At 59.7% G+C, this 18,520-nt stretch carries 16 protein-coding genes; 9 read left to right on the top strand and 7 right to left on the bottom strand.

Annotation, left to right across the window (positions count from 1 at the left end):
- The first annotated feature begins 535 nt into the window (after positions 1-535).
- Positions 536-1,714 carry a M20 aminoacylase family protein gene (locus tag BTE54_RS09995; protein ID WP_174014369.1) on the top strand — a complete coding sequence of 393 codons (1,179 nt, stop codon included), beginning with the start codon at positions 536-538 and terminating at the stop codon, positions 1,712-1,714.
- Between the two features lie 76 nt (positions 1,715-1,790).
- Here BTE54_RS09995 and BTE54_RS09990 read toward each other — a convergent pair whose 3' ends face one another.
- On the bottom strand, positions 1,791-1,934 hold the full coding sequence (locus BTE54_RS09990; RefSeq protein WP_003505150.1) for a hypothetical protein: 144 nt from the start codon (positions 1,932-1,934) through the stop codon (positions 1,791-1,793).
- Between the two features lie 229 nt (positions 1,935-2,163).
- Here BTE54_RS09990 and BTE54_RS09985 point away from each other — a divergent pair, with 229 nt between their 5' ends.
- On the top strand, positions 2,164-3,267 hold the full coding sequence (locus tag BTE54_RS09985; RefSeq protein WP_078052324.1) for an NAD(P)/FAD-dependent oxidoreductase: 1,104 nt from the start codon (positions 2,164-2,166) through the stop codon (positions 3,265-3,267).
- Between the two features lie 2 nt (positions 3,268-3,269).
- Here BTE54_RS09985 and BTE54_RS09980 read toward each other — a convergent pair whose 3' ends face one another.
- The 4 genes from BTE54_RS09980 to denD form a co-directional block, all read right to left on the bottom strand.
- A complete protein-coding gene (locus BTE54_RS09980; RefSeq protein ID WP_078052323.1) occupies positions 3,270-4,244 on the bottom strand; it encodes a threonine/serine dehydratase in 975 nt (324 codons plus the stop codon).
- A 114-nt stretch (positions 4,245-4,358) separates the two neighbouring features.
- Positions 4,359-6,143 (bottom strand): IlvD/Edd family dehydratase, encoded by a 1,785-nt coding sequence (locus BTE54_RS09975; protein ID WP_078052322.1) that lies wholly within the window; start codon positions 6,141-6,143, stop codon positions 4,359-4,361.
- 9 nt (positions 6,144-6,152) lie between these two features.
- Positions 6,153-7,055 carry an NAD(P)-dependent oxidoreductase gene (locus BTE54_RS09970; RefSeq protein WP_078052321.1) on the bottom strand — a complete coding sequence of 301 codons (903 nt, stop codon included), beginning with the start codon at positions 7,053-7,055 and terminating at the stop codon, positions 6,153-6,155.
- Positions 7,052-8,038 (bottom strand): D-erythronate dehydrogenase, encoded by a 987-nt coding sequence (denD, locus tag BTE54_RS09965; protein ID WP_078052451.1) that lies wholly within the window; start codon positions 8,036-8,038, stop codon positions 7,052-7,054. Before denD ends, BTE54_RS09970 begins: the two co-directional genes overlap by 4 nt.
- A 199-nt stretch (positions 8,039-8,237) precedes the next feature.
- On the opposite strand from denD, the gene BTE54_RS09960 reads away from it, so the two are divergent.
- From BTE54_RS09960 to BTE54_RS09935, 6 genes are all read left to right on the top strand, one after another.
- The gene (locus tag BTE54_RS09960) at positions 8,238-9,683 is read left to right on the top strand and encodes an FAD-binding oxidoreductase (protein ID WP_078052320.1); all 1,446 of its coding nucleotides are present in this window, start codon (positions 8,238-8,240) and stop codon (positions 9,681-9,683) included.
- Positions 9,684-9,800: 117 nt separating this feature from the next.
- Positions 9,801-10,517 (top strand): FadR/GntR family transcriptional regulator, encoded by a 717-nt coding sequence (locus BTE54_RS09955; protein ID WP_003520305.1) that lies wholly within the window; start codon positions 9,801-9,803, stop codon positions 10,515-10,517.
- A 200-nt stretch (positions 10,518-10,717) separates the two neighbouring features.
- Positions 10,718-11,878, top strand: a complete 1,161-nt coding sequence (locus tag BTE54_RS09950) for a fumarylacetoacetate hydrolase family protein (RefSeq protein ID WP_078052319.1) — start codon at positions 10,718-10,720, stop codon at positions 11,876-11,878.
- Between the two features lie 21 nt (positions 11,879-11,899).
- Positions 11,900-12,430, top strand: a complete 531-nt coding sequence (locus BTE54_RS09945; protein ID WP_078052318.1) for a TRAP transporter small permease — start codon at positions 11,900-11,902, stop codon at positions 12,428-12,430.
- Between the two features lie 4 nt (positions 12,431-12,434).
- Entirely contained in the window at positions 12,435-13,712 is a 1,278-nt protein-coding gene (locus tag BTE54_RS09940; protein WP_035265222.1) for a TRAP transporter large permease subunit, read from the top strand.
- 39 nt (positions 13,713-13,751) lie between these two features.
- Positions 13,752-14,759, top strand: a complete 1,008-nt coding sequence (locus BTE54_RS09935) for a TRAP transporter substrate-binding protein (RefSeq protein ID WP_065656889.1) — start codon at positions 13,752-13,754, stop codon at positions 14,757-14,759.
- A gap of 106 nt (positions 14,760-14,865) precedes the next feature.
- Here the strand turns inward: BTE54_RS09935 and acs are convergent, their stop codons facing one another.
- Complete coding sequence (gene acs / locus BTE54_RS09930) at positions 14,866-16,821, bottom strand: acetate--CoA ligase (protein ID WP_065656888.1); 1,956 nt, start codon at positions 16,819-16,821, stop codon at positions 14,866-14,868.
- Between the two features lie 229 nt (positions 16,822-17,050).
- Between acs and BTE54_RS09925 the strand changes: the two genes are divergently transcribed.
- Entirely contained in the window at positions 17,051-17,752 is a 702-nt protein-coding gene (locus BTE54_RS09925; RefSeq protein WP_065656887.1) for a DUF1013 domain-containing protein, read from the top strand.
- Between the two features lie 59 nt (positions 17,753-17,811).
- Here BTE54_RS09925 and BTE54_RS09920 read toward each other — a convergent pair whose 3' ends face one another.
- Entirely contained in the window at positions 17,812-18,471 is a 660-nt protein-coding gene (locus BTE54_RS09920; protein ID WP_065656886.1) for a YggS family pyridoxal phosphate-dependent enzyme, read from the bottom strand.
- Positions 18,472-18,520: the final 49 nt, after the last annotated feature.

Here is an 18,520-nt window from a genome sequence, read left to right as displayed (position 1 = left end):
GACCGGCATTTCGTCCGTGGCGGGAACACACACGAAAATCGGGCAACGCTATATTTATGACTTATCCTGAACCTTCGGTGAACCGGACCGGACGCTGTGCGGAACGGATGGTCAAGTGCGGAACATCCGCAGGCGCGTCATGCTGCAGCATCATTATTCCGGAATATCTGCGAAGCTGGAGATCGGCGCGGACAGGGCTTTTTTGGTGAAGGAAAGAAAATCGCGTCGTTCGGCCCGGCAATGCCGTTCCGACCGGATTTCGCACCCTCCCCGATGGCGAAAACTGTTCGCGCAACGTCCGATAATCCCCCGTTGACAACCTGAAGGGCAACACGAACCGAAAGGCCCGCGCTACATCCGAAAGAAGCTAATGCCCCAGGACGTCAATAGTTCCATGCCACCTGTGGCGGCACGATGCAAGCGCTGAATTTCGGGGCATTTCCGGGCAGGCTACGCCCCTTACGCATGGCTGCATATGCTGCTATGTCATTTGCAAAAGGCGCCGGAAAAAACGGCCGAACCCGGGACTTTAAAAATGACCAGACAGACCGCAAATCTCGCATCCTTTGCCAACCATATGCCGGATGTGGTGGCCATTCGCCGCCACCTGCACCGCAACCCCGAAATCGGCCTTTCGGAGTTCAAAACGTCGGATTTTATTGCCGAACAGTTGGCGGCAATGGGTTATGAGGTTACGCGGGGACTGGCCGGAACCGGTGTCGTCGCCACACTCCGCAATGGCGACAGCACCCGCACGCTCGGCATCCGCGCCGATATCGACGCCCTGCCGATCCATGAAGAAACCGGTGCGGATTATGCGAGCGCCAATCAGGGCGTGATGCATGCTTGCGGCCATGACGGCCACACCGCCATGCTGCTTGGCGCGGCGAAGATCATTGCCGAGCGCAAAAATTTCGACGGAACCCTGCATCTGATCTTCCAGCCGGCGGAAGAGAATTTCGGCGGCGCCCGCATCATGATCGAAGACGGGCTGTTCGAACGTTTTCCCTGCGATGCGGTTTTTGCCCTTCACAACGATCCCGGCGTGCCCTTCGGGCAATTCGTGCTGCGCGACGGGCCTATCCTCGCCGCCGTCGACGAGTGCAAGATCACAGTCAACGGATATGGCGGCCACGGCGCCGAACCGCAGGATGCGGCCGATCCCATCGTGGCCGGCGCAAGCATCGTCATGGCGCTGCAAACCGTGGTGTCCCGCAACATCCATCCGCAACTATCGGCAGTCGTCACCGTTGGCGCGTTCCATGCCGGTGCTGCCAGCAATGTCATTCCCGAAACGGCGGAAATGCTGCTGACCATCCGCTCCTTCGATCCGGGCGTGCGCGACGAGCTGGAAAAGCGCATCCGGGCGATAGCCGAAGGCCAGGCGGCCAGCTACGGCATGAGCGTCACCATCGATTACGAGCGCGGTTACAATGCAACCGTCAACCACAAGGCGGAAACGGACTATGTCGCCGATCTCGCCCGGCGTTTTGCCGGGCCTGAAAAGGTAGCCGAGATGCAGCGCCCATCGATGGGTGCGGAAGACTTCGCCTATATGCTGGAGAAACGGCCAGGCTGTTATTTCTTCCTCGGCACCGCGCGCACCGATAACGACCCGCCGCTGCACCATCCGAAATTCGATTTCAACGACGATATCCTGCCGATCGGAACCGCTTTCTGGGTTGACTTGGCGGAAGATTACCTGAAGGCGTGAGCGGTCATGAAAAAGGCCGGTCGGAGGAGCGACCGGCCTTTTATTCTCAAATTACCTGATGAGAAAATCGGGAGGATCAGGGAACGAGACCGAAGATGACGGCGGCGACAAAAGCCACGCAGACGCCGACAAGAGCCGCATGAACCGAATCTTTCCAGTTGCGCGGCGACTGGGGCTGCGAGACAAAGTCTTTTACTTTTCCTGCCTTGGAATAAGACATTGTACACTCCCTTCCTGCTCGGCCCTTCAAAGCGGGCATTGCTTATTTCACTCATAGAATAGCTTTATTCCCCACTGTTTCAGTAGAGATAAAATTCCATAAGATTGGCGCATCGGGAAAAATACCGATTGCGACTTGCCCACCGGCAAGCATCAATCTACCCATTGCGCAGGATCAACGCGGTGGAGGGCATTTCCGTTCAAAACCGGTGGCGGGCACGGAAAAGACCATGACGGATATCGACGCCATCATCATCGGAGCCGGGGTGATAGGGCTCGCGACAGCGCGTGAACTGGCGATGCGCGGCCTCACCGTCATCATCCTCGAAAGCGGGAAGGAATTCGGCTCTGCCACCTCCTCCCGCAACAGCGAAGTCATCCACGCCGGGCTCTATTATCCGGCCGGAAGCCTCAAGGCCCGACTTTGCGTGGAGGGCAAGGAGCGGCTCTATGCCTTCTGTCAAAGCCACGGCGTTTCACATCGTCGTTGCGGCAAGCTCATCGTCGCTACGAGCAATGAAGAGACGGCCATGCTCACCACCCTGCGCGAAAAAGGCAAAGCTAACGGCTGCAACGACCTTGAGCTGATCGATGCGCAACAGGCGCTATTGCTCGAACCCGCGCTCGCCTGCGTCGCAGCCCTGATATCGCCCTCGACCGGTATCATCGATAGCCACGGCTATATGCTGGCGCTGCTTGGAGACGCGCAGGATCATGGCGCTGCCCTTGCCCTGAACGCACCCTTCGAAAAGGCAGAGGCGATGGGCAATGGTTTCCGCGTTCACGTCGGCGGAACGGAACCCACCAGCCTGACATGCCGGCTGCTCGTCAATTCCGCCGGGCTTGTTGCACCCATGGTGGCAAGAAAAATCGAAGGATTGCCGGAGGACGGAATCCCGCAGGCGCGTTTCGCCAAGGGCAGCTATTTTTCGCTGGCCGGCAAGTCCCCGTTTTCACGGCTGATCTACCCAGCACCGCACACCCATGGCCTCGGCGTGCATCTCACGCTCGATCTCGCCGGCCAGGCCCGTTTCGGGCCGGATGTGGAGTGGGTGGACACCATCGACTATGCGGTCGATCCCCGCCGTATGGAGGGGTTTGGAGACGCTATAAGGCGCTATTGGCCGAGCCTTCCTCATGACGCACTGATCCCGGCCTATTCCGGAATCCGGCCGAAGATTTCCGGCCCGGACGAACCGGCCATGGACTTCCGCATCGATGGACGGGAAACCCACGGCCTTGCCGGCCTTGTCAATCTTTTCGGCATAGAAAGCCCCGGCTTAACCGCCTCGCTGGCGATTGCCGGCGAGGTCGCGGCACGGCTCGAGGCCTGACCTCAACCGAAACGAGAGAGCGCGCCGGCCATGATCTCCGGATCGACATTGCCGCCGGAAGCGACCGCGATCACCGTTTCGCTTTCCAGTTCATCACCGTGGAAGAGGGCCGCCGCCAGCGCCACCGCGCCACCGGGTTCGACAACGATCTTCAGCCGGTTGAAGGCGAGAACCATAGACCGCAGCGCTTCCTCCTCGGTCACGGCAATGCCTTTTCCGCAGAGCCCGGCCATGATGGGGAAAGTAATGTTGCCGGGCTGCGGCGTGACGATCGCGTCGCAGATCGAGCCCGAGGTCGTGGCGTTACGCTCGATCTTACCCGCAGCAAGGGAGCGCGCCACATCGTCGAACCGCTCCGGTTCCGACGTCCTGACCTTGTAGTTCGGCGCTTTTGCTGCGAGTGCCAGGGAGATGCCGGAGGTGAGGCCGCCACCACCGCAGGGCACCAGAACCTCGGCCGCACCGATGCCCAACTCCGCGCCCTGTTCGGCAATCTCCAGCCCCACTGTCCCCTGCCCGGCAATGACCAGCGGTTCGTCATAGGGCCTGATCAGCGTCAGCCCACGCTCACGCGAAATGCGATCACCGATGGCGTCGCGATCTTCGTTCGCACGGTCATAGAGCACTACCTCCGCGCCATAGGCCCGGGTATTGTCGATTTTGATCTTCGGCGCATCCGACGGCATGATGATGACGGCAGGGACATTGTGCAGCCGGGCGGCAAGCGCCACGCCCTGCGCATGGTTGCCGGAGGAAAAGGCGATCACGCCCTTGACGCGCACCTCCGCCGGAAGGCCGGAGACGGCCGACCAGCCGCCGCGAAACTTGAAGGAACCCGTTCTTTGCAGGCATTCAGCCTTCACGAACAGCTTTCGCCCGGCAATTTCGTCCAGAAAAGGCGATGAAAGAAGCGGTGTGCGAACCGCATGGTTGCCGATGCGCCCACGCGCGGCTTCTATCATCGAAATATCTGTCATGTCCTGCCCCTGTGATGCGGATTTGCGGGTACATTAAGAGGTCGCAATCAATTGCGAAACCGCCCGGAAAAGAAAAATCCCCGGACATGGCCGGGGATTTTTTGTCGTATGTGATCAATGATTGTGCCGGGGCATCTTCTCGGCAATCCGGCGGAAATCCGCAGCCCCTTCCAGAACCGCGCCATCCGAAAGCTGGGTCACCGACTGGCGGTAGATTCGCTGCCAGGGCGTCGCATCCGCAGGAACAGCAGGAATGCCGTCAGCCTTGCGCGCTTCCAGCTCCTCCTCCGGTACCAGCGCATTGCACTCGCCCTTATTGAAATCGATGCGGATCACATCGCTCGTGCGAAGCCATGCCAGCCCGCCACCGGCAGCACTTTCCGGTGAGGCGTTGAGAATGGACGGGCTGTCGGCCGTTCCGGACTGCCGGCCGTCGCCGATCGTCGGGAGGCTGGTGATACCCTTTTTCAACAGCACATCCGGCGGCTGCATGTTGACGACCTCTGCCGAACCCGGCCAGCCGAGTGGCCCCGCACCGCGAATGACGAGAATGGTGCGCTCATCGATATCGAGAGACGGATCGTTGATGCGGGCGTGATAGTCTTCCGAACCATCGAACACCACACATTTGCCCTCGAAAATGCCCTCGCGGCCCGGCTCACTCAGATAGCGCTGGCGGAATTCCGCCGAGATCACGCTCGTCTTCATGATGGCGAAATCGAACAGGTTGCCCTTGAGGACGAGGAAACCGGCCCGCTCCTTCAGCGGCTTGTCATAAGGCAGGATCACATCGCGGTCGGTGGATTCCCGGCCTTCCAGATTTTCCGCCATGGTCTTGCCTGTGACGGTCGGACAGCTGCCGTCGAGCTTGCCGGCCTTCAGAAGCTCCCACATGATGGCGGGCGTGCCGCCGGCGCGGTGATATTTCTCACCCAGCCATTTGCCGGCCGGCTGGACATTGGCGATGAGCGGAATGTCGTAACCGTGGACCTGCCAGTCCTCCTCGCGAAGCTCCACACCCGCATGTTTTGCCATGGCCGCCAGATGCGGTTGGGCGTTGGTGGAACCGCCGATTGCCGAGTTGACGCGGATCGCGTTCAAAAATGCCTCTCGGGTCATGATGTCGGAGGGCTTGATGTTCTCGACAACCAGCTCGACGGCACGGCGGCCGGTGCGATAGGCCATCTGGCCGCGTTCACGGTAAGCGGCGGGAATGGCACCGCAGCCGGTGAGCGACATGCCGAGCGCCTCCGCCATGGCATTCATGGTCGACGCCGTACCCATGGTGTTGCAATGGCCGACCGAAGGAGCGGATTCGAGCGCTGCCTGCAAGAATTCCTCGCGGGTGATTTCGCCAGCGCCATATTTGCGGCGCATGCGCCAGATGACAGTACCGGAACCGACCAGATCCCCATCATGGTAGCCGTCGAGCATCGGCCCGCCGGAAAGCACGATGGCCGGAATATCGACCGTGCTTGCCGCCATCAGCGCTGAAGGCGTGGTCTTGTCGCAGCCCGTGGTCAAAACGACGCCGTCGAGCGGATAACCGTAAAGCACTTCCACAAGGCTGAGATAAGCTAGATTGCGGTCAAGCGCCGCCGTCGGGCGCTTGCAGTTTTCGAACATCGGATGGGTCGGAAACTCGATGGGAATGCCGCCCGCATCGCGGATACCGTCCCGCACCCGCTTGACGAGTTCCACATGGACACGGTTACAGGGCGTCAGGTCGCTGCCGCTCTGGGCGATGCCGATGACCGGCTTGCCGGAACGCAGTTCTTCCGGCGTCACGCCGTAATTCATGAAGCGCTCCAGATAGAGCGCCGTCATGTCGAGATGGTCGGGATTGTCGAACCAGTCCTGCGACCGCAGGCGGCGCATCGGTGTCTTCTCGTCACTCATGAACCTGCCTCAGCCCTGTTCCCGGTTATTCAGTTTTTCGAGGTAAAGCAGGATGCCGCTATGGTCGATATCGGCACCACCGTCACCGACGAAGTCGTCAAATTCCCGCGTCACCTGCTGCGTAAGCGGCAGATTGAGAGACAGATCCTTCGCCGTCGCCAGCACGCCGTTCAGATCCTTGAGCTGGAACTTGGAGGGACCGCCAGGTACGAAATTGCGCTTCACCATGCGGTCGCCATGCAGTTCCAGGATCCGGCTTTCGGCAAAACCGCCGCGTATGGCGTTGCGGAACCCTTCACGCGATGCACCACCCGCCTCCACCAGCATCATCGCCTCGGCAACCGCGCCGATGGTGATGGCAACGATCTGCTGGTTGGCGAGCTTGCAGAGCTGGCCAGCACCCGAGGGACCGACATAGGTGAGCCGGCCCATCGGTGCGAAAACATCGGCAAGACCCGCGATCAGCGCCTCATCGCCACCCGCCATGATCGCAAGCGTACCGGCCGTCGCGCCCGGCACACCGCCGGAAACCGGCGCGTCGACATGATGAATGCCGAGCGCTTGAAGCCGGGAGGAATGTTCCCGCGCAATCGGCGGGGCAATCGAGCTGCTATCGATCACGACCGCACCCTTTTTCAGTGCTTCGGCCACTCCGGCCGCAAACAGCACCTCGCCCACAGCCTTGCCGTCGCTCAGCATGGTGATGACGATATCGGCGCCTTTGGCGGCCTCCGCCGGCGATGCCGCGACGACCGCGCCATCGGCAACAAGTGCCTCGGCCTTATCGACGCTGCGGTTCCAGACGGTCACCGAAAAGCCAGCCCCCAGCAGACGCCGGGCCATCGGTCCGCCCATCAGGCCCGTGCCGATAAAGGCGACAGACCGCTTCTTCTCCTCCCCGCCAACACTCATTTCAGTGAACCTCCCAGTTCGTCCTCGATATGAACCTGAATGATCTCTTCGAAGGAGCTTTCAGCCGTAAAGCCCAGTTCGCGGGCGCGCTTGGCTTCGAAACCGGGGGCCCAGCCTTCGCACATGCGCATGATCATCTCGTTCGGCTCGCGGCGAATGAGGGCGACGGCCTTTTCGCCCGCGACCTTGCGCAGCGCTTCGATCTGCTCGCCGACGGTGGCACTGAGGCCGGGCATGGACAGATTGCGGCGCGGACCGACCTTTTCGACGTCAATCGTTGCCCCATGGATCAGGAAACCGACGGCGGAACGCGGCGAAGCGTGCCAGTGGCGAATGCTTTCCGGCACCGGCAGAACCGCTTCCTGGCCGACCAGCGGCTCGCGCAGGATATTGGAGAAGAAGCCGGAAGCAGCCGCATTCGGCTTGCCGGGACGAATGCAGATGGTCGGCAGGCGAATACCGATGCCGTCAAAGAAACCGCGGCGGCTGTAATCGGACAGCAGCAATTCGCAGATCGCCTTTTGCGTACCGTAGCTGGTCAGCGGCGTGGTGTGGAATTCATCCGGGATCGGATAGGGAAGCGGCGCACCGAAAACGGCGATGGACGAGGTGAAGACCACGCGCGGCTTATAACCATCCTTGCCATTGGCAATGCGGATGGCATCGAAGAGATAACGCGTACCGTCGAGATTGATGCGGTAGCCCTTGTCAAAATCGAGCTCGGCTTCACCGGAGACGATGGCGGCGAGGTGAAAAATGGCATCGGGGCGGGCTTCAACCAGCTTTTCGGCCTCACCCGGCGCGGAGAGGTCGGCGGCACGCGCATCGACCTTACCGGAAAAACCGGCAGGCGCTTCGGGCTGGAACACGTCGATAAGCGTGAACTTTTCGATCGGCTTGCCGCCCAGCGATCCGTCCTTGACGAGACGCTGAGTCAGCTTGCGGCCAACCATGCCTGCGGCGCCGATGATTGCGATATGCATGTCTTCCTCCTCTTTGTCCCGGCCATTCTCCCGGGACCGAAAAAACATCATCGGTCAGTCGACCGATAAATTAGCTTGTAAGGTTGTCTGATAACCTTATATGATCGGATTGAAAATAGTATTTTTTCACAAACCGGCAAAAGCAAGGGCGAGAGAGCCCTGTCCGGAAATTTAGGGCGGATTGGACGGAGAGGGTGGAATGACGATCGTGAGCGAAACCGATATCGGGGAATTGCGGTTCTCGTTGAAGAACAGGCTCGGCGAGGCTTTGATGCTGACATCGCAGGAAGACATGCTGCGCTATTGCCGCGACTGGCACGGCGATGTCACCAGTTCGGCCGTGGCCGTTATCCGCCCCCGCTCGACCAAGGAAGTCTCCGACACCGTTCGCGCCTGCGCGGAACTGGGCCTTGCCATCATCCCCCAGGGCGGTAATACCGGACTGGTGCTCGGCGGCATTCCCGATGCCCCCAAGCATCAGGTCGTATTGAGCCTGGAGCGCATGAACGCCATCCGCACCATCGATAGCGACGATTTTTCCGCCGTCGTGGAAGCCGGCTGCATTCTCTCGGAATTCAAGGATGCGGTTCAGGACAAAGGCATGTTTTTCCCGCTGTCGCTCGGCGCACAGGGCAGCTGCCGCATCGGCGGCAACGTCTCCACCAATGCCGGCGGGATCAATGTCCTGCGCTACGGCATGACCCGCGAACTGGTGCTGGGTCTCGAAGTCGTATTGCCGGACGGCACCATCTGGAACGGGCTGTCGACGCTGCGCAAGGACAATCGCGGCATCGATCTGAAGCAGCTCTTCATCGGCGCCGAAGGAACGCTCGGCATCATCACCGCGGTTGCCGTCAAGCTTTATCCCAATCCCGAACATGTCGAGACGGCGCTGCTCGGCCTCAATTCGCTTGACGATGCCATCAAGCTTTACCGCCGCGCCCGTCGCGAATGCTGCGACCTGATGTCCGCCTTCGAATTCATGCCGCCTGTCGCCTTCACACTCGCAATTGAAGCAATTCCCGATCTCAAGATGCCCATCGCCGGCGATTATCCTGCCTATGTGCTGATGGAAATTTCCGGCTCGGGGTTGGTCGATACCGCTGACCTGATGGGACGCTTCCTTGAGGGCGTGATGGAAGACGGGCTGGTGCTGGACGGCGTGATCGCTTCTTCACGGGCACAGGCCCAATCGCTCTGGCTGTTCCGCGAAGGCATGAACGAGGGCCAGGCGCTGCGCGGCGCGCATATGCGCACCGACATTTCCGTACCTTTGTCGAAACTCGCAGCCTTCGTGGCTGAAGCCGAGGCGGAACTTGCGGAAAAACTGCCGGAATGCCTGGCGGTTTCCTATGGCCATGTCGGAGACGGCAACGTCCACCTCAACGTGCTGCCGCCGAACGGTTCGACGCCACAAGAGCGCGACGCCTTCATCTACAAGTCCAAGACACTCGTTAACGAGGTTCTCGACCGTTACGTCGGCAGCATCAGCGCCGAGCACGGCATCGGTCGCCTGAAACGCTCCGATTTCGAAAGCCGGCTATCCGACGTGCAGCGCCGGATGATCACCGGCCTGAAAAATACCTTCGACCCTGATTTGCGGATGAATCCTGGTTGCCAGATAACCCTGCAACCGGATAGCTAATCGAGGAATGGCAAAGGCGGCTGAAAACGCCGCCTTTGAAAACCCCGCTGACGGCGAAGGAGGAAGTCGCCTGCCGCGGGAAAACGAACCAATCGTTTCTGTGGAACGGGAGCAACCATGACGCTGGAGTTCAATCAGATACATCGCAACGATCATCTGCCCGGCCGTATCGCCGCGGAGATTGCGCGCGAAATCAATGATTCGAAGCTCGGACCGGGTGACAGGCTGCCGACCGAACATGTTCTGGCAAAAACCTTCGGGGTCAGCCGTTCGGTCATCCGCGAAGCGATTGCACAATTGCGCAACGAAGGCTTTGTCGAAACTCGGCAGGGCGTGGGCGCATTCGTCACCGATCCCCGGCAAAGACTGTCCATCCGCATCGAGCGGTCGCGGCTAAACGACCCGGAAAATTTCCGCGATCTTTTCCAGCTCCGCATGCCGCTGGAAATAGAGGCGGCGGGGCTTGCCGCATTGCACCGCAGCCCGCAGCAGCTGACGCGGCTGGCGGCAGCCTTGGAAAAGATGAAAACCGCCGATGATTGGTCGACGGAAGGCGTTGCCGCCGATCTCGACTTCCACCGCATTCTGGCGGAAGCGACTGAGAACGAATATTTCCTGATGTTCCTCGGCTTCATCGCGGAACGCATCAGCTCCGCCATCAACATCGCTTTCTCCCGCGCGGTTTTTGGTGAAATTCTCGAGGTGACGATTGCCGAACATGTGGCAATCTACGAAGCCGTCGAGAAGGCCGACGCCACTGCCGCCAAGAACGCCATGCGCAAGCACCTGATCGGCGCAGCCAGCCGGGTCAATCTCGAACTGGATATCTTCTGAGCAGCAATGTGGATGCCGGCAAAGCTATAGGACAGGTTTACGGCTTTGCGGGAATTGAGACGCGAAACACGATAATTTTGTCGGCAAGGCCGCTAGACTCGTAGCAAAAGTCATACTAAGAAGAATGGGATTAAGTTGTCAGACATCCAGACAATAAGACCGCAGGAGGCGGCCTGTCGGATGCTGAAGGGGAGGACTACATGACCGGTACAAGGTCCATCGACGCTACCGCAATTTTGCCTGAAGATTTCGAAAACGCGCTGCTCGTCGGCCGTGTCTGGTCGAAAAGCGAAGACGGCCCCTGCCCCGTCCTGCTGAAGGGCGGCGTGCTTTATGACCTCACGTCGATTTCCCCCACCATGTCCGAACTTCTGGAGAAGGCGGATCTGGTGGAGCGGCTCGCCGACACCGGCACGTTCGTCGCACTCGGCGCACTGGAAGCGTTTCTGGACGGTTCCGCCGGCGAACTCCTTGCTCCCAACGACATTCAGGCCGTCAAGGCCGCCGGCGTCACCTTCGCCGACAGCATGCTGGAACGCGTGATCGAAGAGCAGGCCAAGGGCGATCCGCTGCGTGCGCAGGAAATTCGCGGACGGCTGGCACCGGTTCTCGGTGACAATCTCAAGGGACTTGAGGCCGGCTCTGAAAAAGCTGCCGAAGTGAAGAAACTGCTCCAGGAAATGGGCCTCTGGTCGCAATATCTGGAAGTCGGCATCGGCCCGGATGCGGAGATATTCTCCAAGGCGCAGGCCATGGCTTCCGTCGGCTGCGGCGCGCTGATCGGCGTTCACCCGAAATCGCAGTGGAACAACCCGGAGCCGGAAGTGGTGCTTGCCATCACCTCCGACGGCCGAATCGTTGGCGCAACGCTCGGCAACGACGTCAACCTGCGCGACTTTGAAGGCCGCTCTGCACTCTTGCTCAGCAAGGCGAAGGACAACAACGCTTCCTGCGCGATCGGTCCCTTTATCCGCCTGTTCGACGGCAACTTCACCATTGAAGATGTGAAGAAATCACAGATATCGCTTCTGGTCGAGGGCGAAGACGGTTTCACCATGACGGGCGTCAGCCCCATGGAGGCGATCAGCCGCACGCCGGAAAACCTCGCTTCGCAGCTCTTGAACCGCAACCATCAATATCCTGACGGCGCCGTCTTTTTCCTTGGCACGATGTTCGCGCCGGTGAAGGATCGTCATGGCCCAGGCCTCGGTTTCACCCATTCAAAGGGCGACCGTGTTGAAATCTCCACGCCCAAGCTCGGTAAGCTGATCAACTGGGTCACCACGACCGACGAATGCCCGGAATGGACATTCGGCACCGCGGCCCTGATGCGCAACCTGGCGAAACGAGGGCTGCTCTAGATATTTCTTCGGGAGGGGAAAATGCAAAAGACCATCAATCTCTTTTACCGGATTCTCGAAATCATTCTCGTCCTGCTGCTTGCCGGCATGTCGATCATGGTCTTCGTCAACGTCGTCATGCGTTATACGATGAACTCCGGCATCAACGTCTCGGAAGAACTGTCGCGTTACTTCTTCGTGTGGCTGACCTTCATCGGCGCCGTGTTGACCTTCCGTGAGAACAGCCACATGGGCATCGAAACGCTCGTGATGTTCCTGTCCCGTCGCGCCCGCATCGTCTGCATGATCGTGTCGAACATCATCATTCTGGCCTGTTCCGCCATCTTCTTCTGGGGTACCTGGAAGCAGTCCGGCATCAATACCAGCATGCATGCGCCCGTCACCAAGCTTTCGATGATCTGGGTCTATGGCGTCGGCATGTTCACCGGCGGCCTGATGTTCATCATCGCACTGGAACGCCTGTACCGTTACTTGACGGGCGGCGTGACAGAAGACGAAATCGCCCAGTTCGCGGGCGAGAATCTGACGATCGAACAGCTTTCGGAGCGCTGATACCATGACACTTCTCGTTTTTGTCGGCTCTCTGCTGGGAGCCATGGCGATTGGCGTTCCCGTCGCGTTCTCGCTGATGTTCTGCGGCGTCGTGCTCATGTGGTACATGGGCATGTTCAACACCGCCATCATTGCCCAAAACATGATCTCGGGCGCGGACACCTTCACCCTGCTTGCCATTCCCTTTTTCATCCTGGCTGGCGAACTGATGAATTCCGGCGGCCTGTCCCGCCGCATCATCGACTTTGCAATCGCGCTCGTCGGTCATATCCGTGGCGGTCTCGGCATCGTGGCCATCGTTGCAGCCATCATCATGGCCAGCATTTCCGGTTCGGCCGCAGCCGATACCGCAGCCCTCGCCGCAATCCTCATCCCGATGATGGCAAAGGCCGGTTACAATATTCCCCGCTCCGGCGGCCTCATCGCCGCAGGCGGCATCATCGCCCCGGTCATTCCGCCATCCATGGCCTTCATCGTCTTCGGTGTTGCCGCCAACGTCTCGATCACCCAGCTTTTCCTTGCGGGTATCGTTCCCGGCATTCTGATGGGTGCATCGCTCATCATCGCCTGGCTGATCGTGGTCCGTAAGGATAACGTCAAGCCGCTGCCGAAGACCTCCGCCAAGGAACGCCTGACAGCGACCGCACGCGCCGGCTGGGCGCTCGGCATGCCCGTCATCATTCTCGGCGGCATCAAGGCAGGCATCATGACGCCGACGGAAGCTGCCGTCGTTGCCGCTGTCTACGCGCTTTTCGTCGGTATGGTGATCTACCGCGAACTGAAACCGGCGGATCTGTTCCACGTGCTTCTGCGCGCCGCCAAAAGCACGTCCATCATCATGTTCCTGGTTTGCGCGGCACTTGTCTCCGCATGGCTCATCACGGCAGCGAACATTCCGAACGAAGTCGCAGGCTATATCGAGCCGCTGATCGACCGCCCGATGCTTCTGATGGCCGCAATGATGGTGCTTGTCTTCATTGTCGGAACCGCACTCGACCTCACGCCGACCATCCTGATCCTGACGCCTGTTCTGATGCCCATCGTCAAACAGGCGGGCATCGACCCGGTCTATTTCGGTGTTCTCTTCATCATCAACAACGCCATCGGCCTGATTACCCCTCCGGTTGGCGTGGTGCTGAACGTCGTCAGCGGCGTCGGCCGCATCCCGCTCGGCAAGGTCACGGTCGGCGTCTGGCCGTTCCTCGTTGCCGAAACCATCGTCCTGGCGCTGCTGGTGATTTTCCCGGACATCGTCCTCGTACCGCTGCAGTATCTCCGTTAATTCAACCTGCTTCTCGCAAACAATCCAAGGGAGGATATTATGAGAAAGCTTCTTCTGACCACCACGGCCATCGCTTTCGCCGTTGGCGCCGCCGCTCCGGCAATGGCCGAATTCAACAGCCGTAACATCCGCGTTTCGAACGGCATCAACCAGGATCATCCGGTCGGCAACGGCATCAAGGCCATGCAGGCCTGCCTTGACGACAAGTCCGGTGGCAAGCTGAAGCTGACGGCATTCTGGGGCGGCGCTCTCGGCGGTGACCTTCAGGCAACACAGGCCCTGCGCTCCGGCGTTCAGGAAGCGGTCGTGACGTCCTCGTCGCCGCTCGTCGGTCTCATCCCGTCGCTCGGCGTCTTCGACCTGCCGTTCCTCTTCGCCAACGCCAAGGAAGCCGATGCCGTCATGGACGGCGCCTTCGGCGACATGATGAACAAGAAGCTGGAAGAACAGGGCCTCGTAAACCTGGCCTACTGGGAAAACGGCTTCCGCAACCTGTCGAACTCCAAGCACGCCGTGAACAAGTGGGAAGACTTCTCGGGCCTCAAGGTTCGCGTGATGCAGAACAACATCTTCCTCGACACCTTCCAGAACCTCGGCGCCAATGCAACCCCGATGGCCTTCGGCGAAGTCTTCTCGGCGCTGGAAACCAACGCGATCGACGCGCAGGAAAACCCCTATGTGACGATCGACACCTCGAAGTTCTACGAAGTGCAGAAATACATCACCGAGACGAACCACGCCTACACGCCGTTCCTCTTCCTCTTCTCCAAGCCGATCTTCGACAGCTACACGCCCGAAGAACAGGCCGCCCTGCGTGAATGCGCAATCGTCGGCCGCGACGAAGAGCGCAAGGTCATCCGCGAACTGAACCAGAAGTCGCTGGAGAAGATCAAGGCTGCCGGCCTCGAAGTGAACACGCTGTCTGCCGAAGAGCAGACCCGTATCCGCGAAAAGTCGATGGTCGTCTACGAAAAGCACAAGGCTGAGATCGGCGCAGACGTCGTCGACGCCGTTCTGGCGGACCTGAAGAAGATCCGCGGCCAGTAATCCTTACCGGATACAATTAAAAACACCCGGAGGTTCCGCCTCCGGGTGTTTTTGTTTGTGAAAATCGCAGATGGAAAAAGGCTGCCGAAGCAGCCTTTCCAGAAGATCAGGACGCGGTGCGGTTCTGCCGGTTGGCGATGAGGTCTTCGACCACCGCTGGATCGGCGAGCGTCGACGTATCCCCCAGCGCACCAAAGTCGTCCTCGGCGATCTTGCGCAGGATGCGCCGCATGATCTTGCCGGAGCGCGTCTTGGGCAGGCCCGGCGCGAACTGGATCTTGTCAGGTGTCGCAACCGGCCCGATCTCGTTGCGCACGTGCTTCACCAGCTCCTCGCGCAGCGCATAGTCGCCATTCTGGCCCGCCATCAGCGTGACATAACAATAAATGCCCTGGCCCTTGATGGCATGCGGGTAACCCACCACAGCCGCTTCCGAAACGAGGTGATGCGACACCAGCGCCGATTCCACTTCGGCCGTGCCAAGGCGGTGACCGGAAACGTTCAGCACGTCATCGACGCGGCCGGTAATCCAGTAATAACCGTCCTCGTCACGCCGGCAACCGTCGCCGGTGAAGTACTTGCCCTTGTAGGTCGAGAAATACGTATCGACGAAGCGCTGATGATCGCCATAGACGGAGCGCGACTGGCCCGGCCAGCTATCGATGATGCAGAGATTGCCGTCAGCGGGTCCTTCCAGCACATTGCCCTCGGCATCGACAAGCTGAGGCTGCACGCCGAAGAACGGCCTTGTGGCCGAACCTGGTTTCAGATCGGTCGCGCCCGGCAGCGGCGAAATGAGAATGCCGCCGGTTTCCGTCTGCCACCAGGTGTCGACGATCGGGCTCTTGTCCTCGCCGACCACATGGTAATACCACTCCCAGGCTTCCGGATTGATCGGCTCGCCGACCGTGCCGAGAAGCCGCAGGCTCTCGCGCGACGAGCGCTGGACGAACTGGTCGCCCGCCCCCATCAGCGATCTGAGCGCCGTCGGCGCGGTGTAGAAGATATTGACCTTGTGCTTGTCGATGACTTCCCAGAAGCGGCCCTGATCCGGGAAATTGGGAACGCCTTCGAACATCAGCGTCGTCGCGCAGTTCGCAAGCGGACCGTAGACGATATAGGAATGGCCGGTGACCCAGCCGACGTCGGCGGTACACCAGTAAACCTCGCCGTCCTTGTAGTCGAAGACATACTCGTGCGTCATCGACGTATAGACGAGGTAGCCGCCCGTGGTGTGCAACACGCCCTTCGGCTTGCCGGTGGAGCCTGAAGTGTAAAGAATGAACAGCGGGTCTTCCGCACGCATTTTCACCGGCGGGCAATCCGGCTTCACGGTGGCGATTTCCTGATGGTACCAGATATCGCGGCCGGGCGCCCAGCCGGTCTTGCCGCCGGTGCGGCGCACCACCAGAACCTTGTTGACAATGACATATTGTTTGGCGGCGATATCGATCGCCTTGTCGGTATTTTCCTTGAGCGGGATCGGCTTGCCGCCGCGCACGCCCTCATCGCAGGTGATGACGAAGGTGGACTGGCAATCGACGATGCGGCCCGCCAGCGCTTCCGGCGAGAACCCGCCGAACACGACGGAATGGATGGCGCCGATGCGGGCACAGGCGAGCATCGCGTAAGCCGCCTCGGGTATCATCGGCATATAGATGGTGACGCGGTCGCCCTTCTTGACACCGTGCTTCTTCAGCACATTCGCCAGACGGCAGACATAGTCATAGAGCTGGTTATAGGTGATCTTCTTGTCGATATAGGGGTTGTCGCCTTCCCAGATGATCGCCGTGCGCTCGCCATGCGTCTTCAGGTGCCGGTCGATACAGTTATAGGAAACGTTCGTCAGGCCATCCTCGAACCACTTGATCGGCACCCTGCCCTTGAAGGACGTGTTCTTGACCTTGGTATAGGGCTTGAACCAGTCGATCCGCCGGCCGTGCTTGTCCCAGAACTTTTCCGGATCCTCGACGCTCTCCTGATACCATTTCTGGTAACGCTCATTGTCGATGAGCGTGCGGGCCTTCGCCGATTTGAGAACCGGGTAGATTTTGGCAGACATAAACTCCTCCTGGAACCGATATGGCTTCTGACGTGGCCCGAGACTCCCACCTCAGGCATGTGTTGAATTCATAGCAGTTCAAATCCGCACGGCAATTAGACAAAGGTCATTTGTTTCGCAAAGAATTGCAATTATGATGCAATCCGGTTATAGAGCGGCAATATCCCGGAAATCAGTGGTTGATACCACGCCCGCGACACCGGCGCGGACGGACAGAAGGACTGTATCTATGGCTCAACAATTGCTCATGCCAAAGGCAACGGCTGTATGGCTGGTTGACAACACCGCGCTGTCGTTCGATCAGATCGCCACGTTCTGCAAACTGCATCCGCTCGAAGTCAAGGCGATTGCCGACGGTGAAGCCGCACAGGGCATCAAGGGTCTCGATCCGATTGCAACCGGACAGCTTTCCCGCGACGAGATCGCCCGCGCTGAAAGCAATCCCAACCACAAGCTCAAGCTTTCCGAGCCGAAGGTCCGCGTGCCGGAATCCAAGCGCCGCGGTCCACGCTACACCCCGGTTTCCAAGCGTCAGGACCGTCCGAACGCCATTCTCTGGCTCGTTCGCAACCACCCGGAACTGAAGGATGCGCAGATTTCGCGTCTCGTCGGCACCACGAAGTCGACCATTGAGCAGATTCGTGACCGCACCCACTGGAACTCGGCAAACCTGACGCCGATGGACCCGGTCACACTCGGCCTCTGCAGCCAGATCGATCTCGACCTCGAGGTCGAACGCGCCTCGCGCGGCCGTCCGCTGCCGACCGCCGAAGAGCTGGACAACACACTGCAGCCGGCGACGGCAACGGAAGGTCTGGATTACAACTTCCAGCGCGAAGAAGACGAGCAGATCGACGCAGATGCGGTCTTCAAGAAGCTCAGCTCGCTGAAATCCACGCAGAAGGACGAAGACGAGGACGATAACTACTGATCGGACGTCTTTTAGAGTTTGAAAACCCGGCCTCAGCGCCGGGTTTTTTATTTGCAGCCTTATCGCGTACCGAAGATCGCCGAGCCTACACGAACGCTCGTTGCGCCGAATTCCACGGCAGTTTCGAAATCGCCCGACATGCCCATGGAAAGCTTCTCAAGCCCACATTGTTTGGCAAGCTTCGCCAGAAGCGCAAAATGCGGACCCGGATTTTCATCCGCCGGCGGAATGCACATCAGTCCTTCAACCCGCAATTTCAGCTCATCCCGACAAAAGGCGACGAAAGCCACGGTCTCACGCGGATCGATGCCCGCCTTTTGCGGCTCAAGCCCTGTATTGACCTGCACATAAAAACGAAGGCTGCGCCCCTGTTTGCCGCATTCCTCGGCAAGCGCGCGGGCGATCTTTTCGCGGTCGACGCTCTGCACCACATCAAACAGCGCCACGGCATCCGCCGCCTTGTTGGACTGTAGCGGGCCAATCAGATGCAACTCGATATCAGCCGTCTTCTCTTTAAGCGCCGGCCACTTGCCCTGCGCCTCCTGCACGCGGTTCTCGCCGAATACGCGCTGGCCCGCATCGATGACCGGCTGGATCGCCTCCGCCTCGAAGGTCTTCGAGACCGCGACGAGGGCAACATCCGCCGCCTTGCGTCCGGATTTTTCCGCAACATCGGCAATGCGCTGCCTGACATCCTCAAGACGTGCTTCGATTTCCATCACAAGACCTTCATTTGAACCATTCGCAACGCTAACTAGACCCCGATTG

The sequence above is a fragment of the Agrobacterium sp. YIC 4121 genome, from assembly GCF_002008205.1.
Taxonomy (GTDB): domain Bacteria; phylum Pseudomonadota; class Alphaproteobacteria; order Rhizobiales; family Rhizobiaceae; genus Agrobacterium; species Agrobacterium leguminum.
Note: the sequence above shows the minus strand (reverse complement) of the source record. Positions and strands in the feature narration are given on the sequence as shown.

Coding starts and splice junctions, on each gene's coding strand:
- BTE54_RS09995 (WP_174014369.1), top strand. CDS start 536: ATGACCAGACAGACCGCAAATCTCGCATCCTTTGCCAACCATATGCCG.
- BTE54_RS09990 (WP_003505150.1), bottom strand. CDS start 1,934: ATGTCTTATTCCAAGGCAGGAAAAGTAAAAGACTTTGTCTCGCAGCCC.
- BTE54_RS09985 (WP_078052324.1), top strand. CDS start 2,164: ATGACGGATATCGACGCCATCATCATCGGAGCCGGGGTGATAGGGCTC.
- BTE54_RS09980 (WP_078052323.1), bottom strand. CDS start 4,244: ATGACAGATATTTCGATGATAGAAGCCGCGCGTGGGCGCATCGGCAAC.
- BTE54_RS09975 (WP_078052322.1), bottom strand. CDS start 6,143: ATGAGTGACGAGAAGACACCGATGCGCCGCCTGCGGTCGCAGGACTGG.
- BTE54_RS09970 (WP_078052321.1), bottom strand. CDS start 7,055: ATGAGTGTTGGCGGGGAGGAGAAGAAGCGGTCTGTCGCCTTTATCGGC.
- denD (WP_078052451.1), bottom strand. CDS start 8,038: ATGCATATCGCAATCATCGGCGCCGCAGGCATGGTTGGCCGCAAGCTG.
- BTE54_RS09960 (WP_078052320.1), top strand. CDS start 8,238: ATGACGATCGTGAGCGAAACCGATATCGGGGAATTGCGGTTCTCGTTG.
- BTE54_RS09955 (WP_003520305.1), top strand. CDS start 9,801: ATGACGCTGGAGTTCAATCAGATACATCGCAACGATCATCTGCCCGGC.
- BTE54_RS09950 (WP_078052319.1), top strand. CDS start 10,718: ATGACCGGTACAAGGTCCATCGACGCTACCGCAATTTTGCCTGAAGAT.
- BTE54_RS09945 (WP_078052318.1), top strand. CDS start 11,900: ATGCAAAAGACCATCAATCTCTTTTACCGGATTCTCGAAATCATTCTC.
- BTE54_RS09940 (WP_035265222.1), top strand. CDS start 12,435: ATGACACTTCTCGTTTTTGTCGGCTCTCTGCTGGGAGCCATGGCGATT.
- BTE54_RS09935 (WP_065656889.1), top strand. CDS start 13,752: ATGAGAAAGCTTCTTCTGACCACCACGGCCATCGCTTTCGCCGTTGGC.
- acs (WP_065656888.1), bottom strand. CDS start 16,821: ATGTCTGCCAAAATCTACCCGGTTCTCAAATCGGCGAAGGCCCGCACG.
- BTE54_RS09925 (WP_065656887.1), top strand. CDS start 17,051: ATGGCTCAACAATTGCTCATGCCAAAGGCAACGGCTGTATGGCTGGTT.
- BTE54_RS09920 (WP_065656886.1), bottom strand. CDS start 18,471: ATGGAAATCGAAGCACGTCTTGAGGATGTCAGGCAGCGCATTGCCGAT.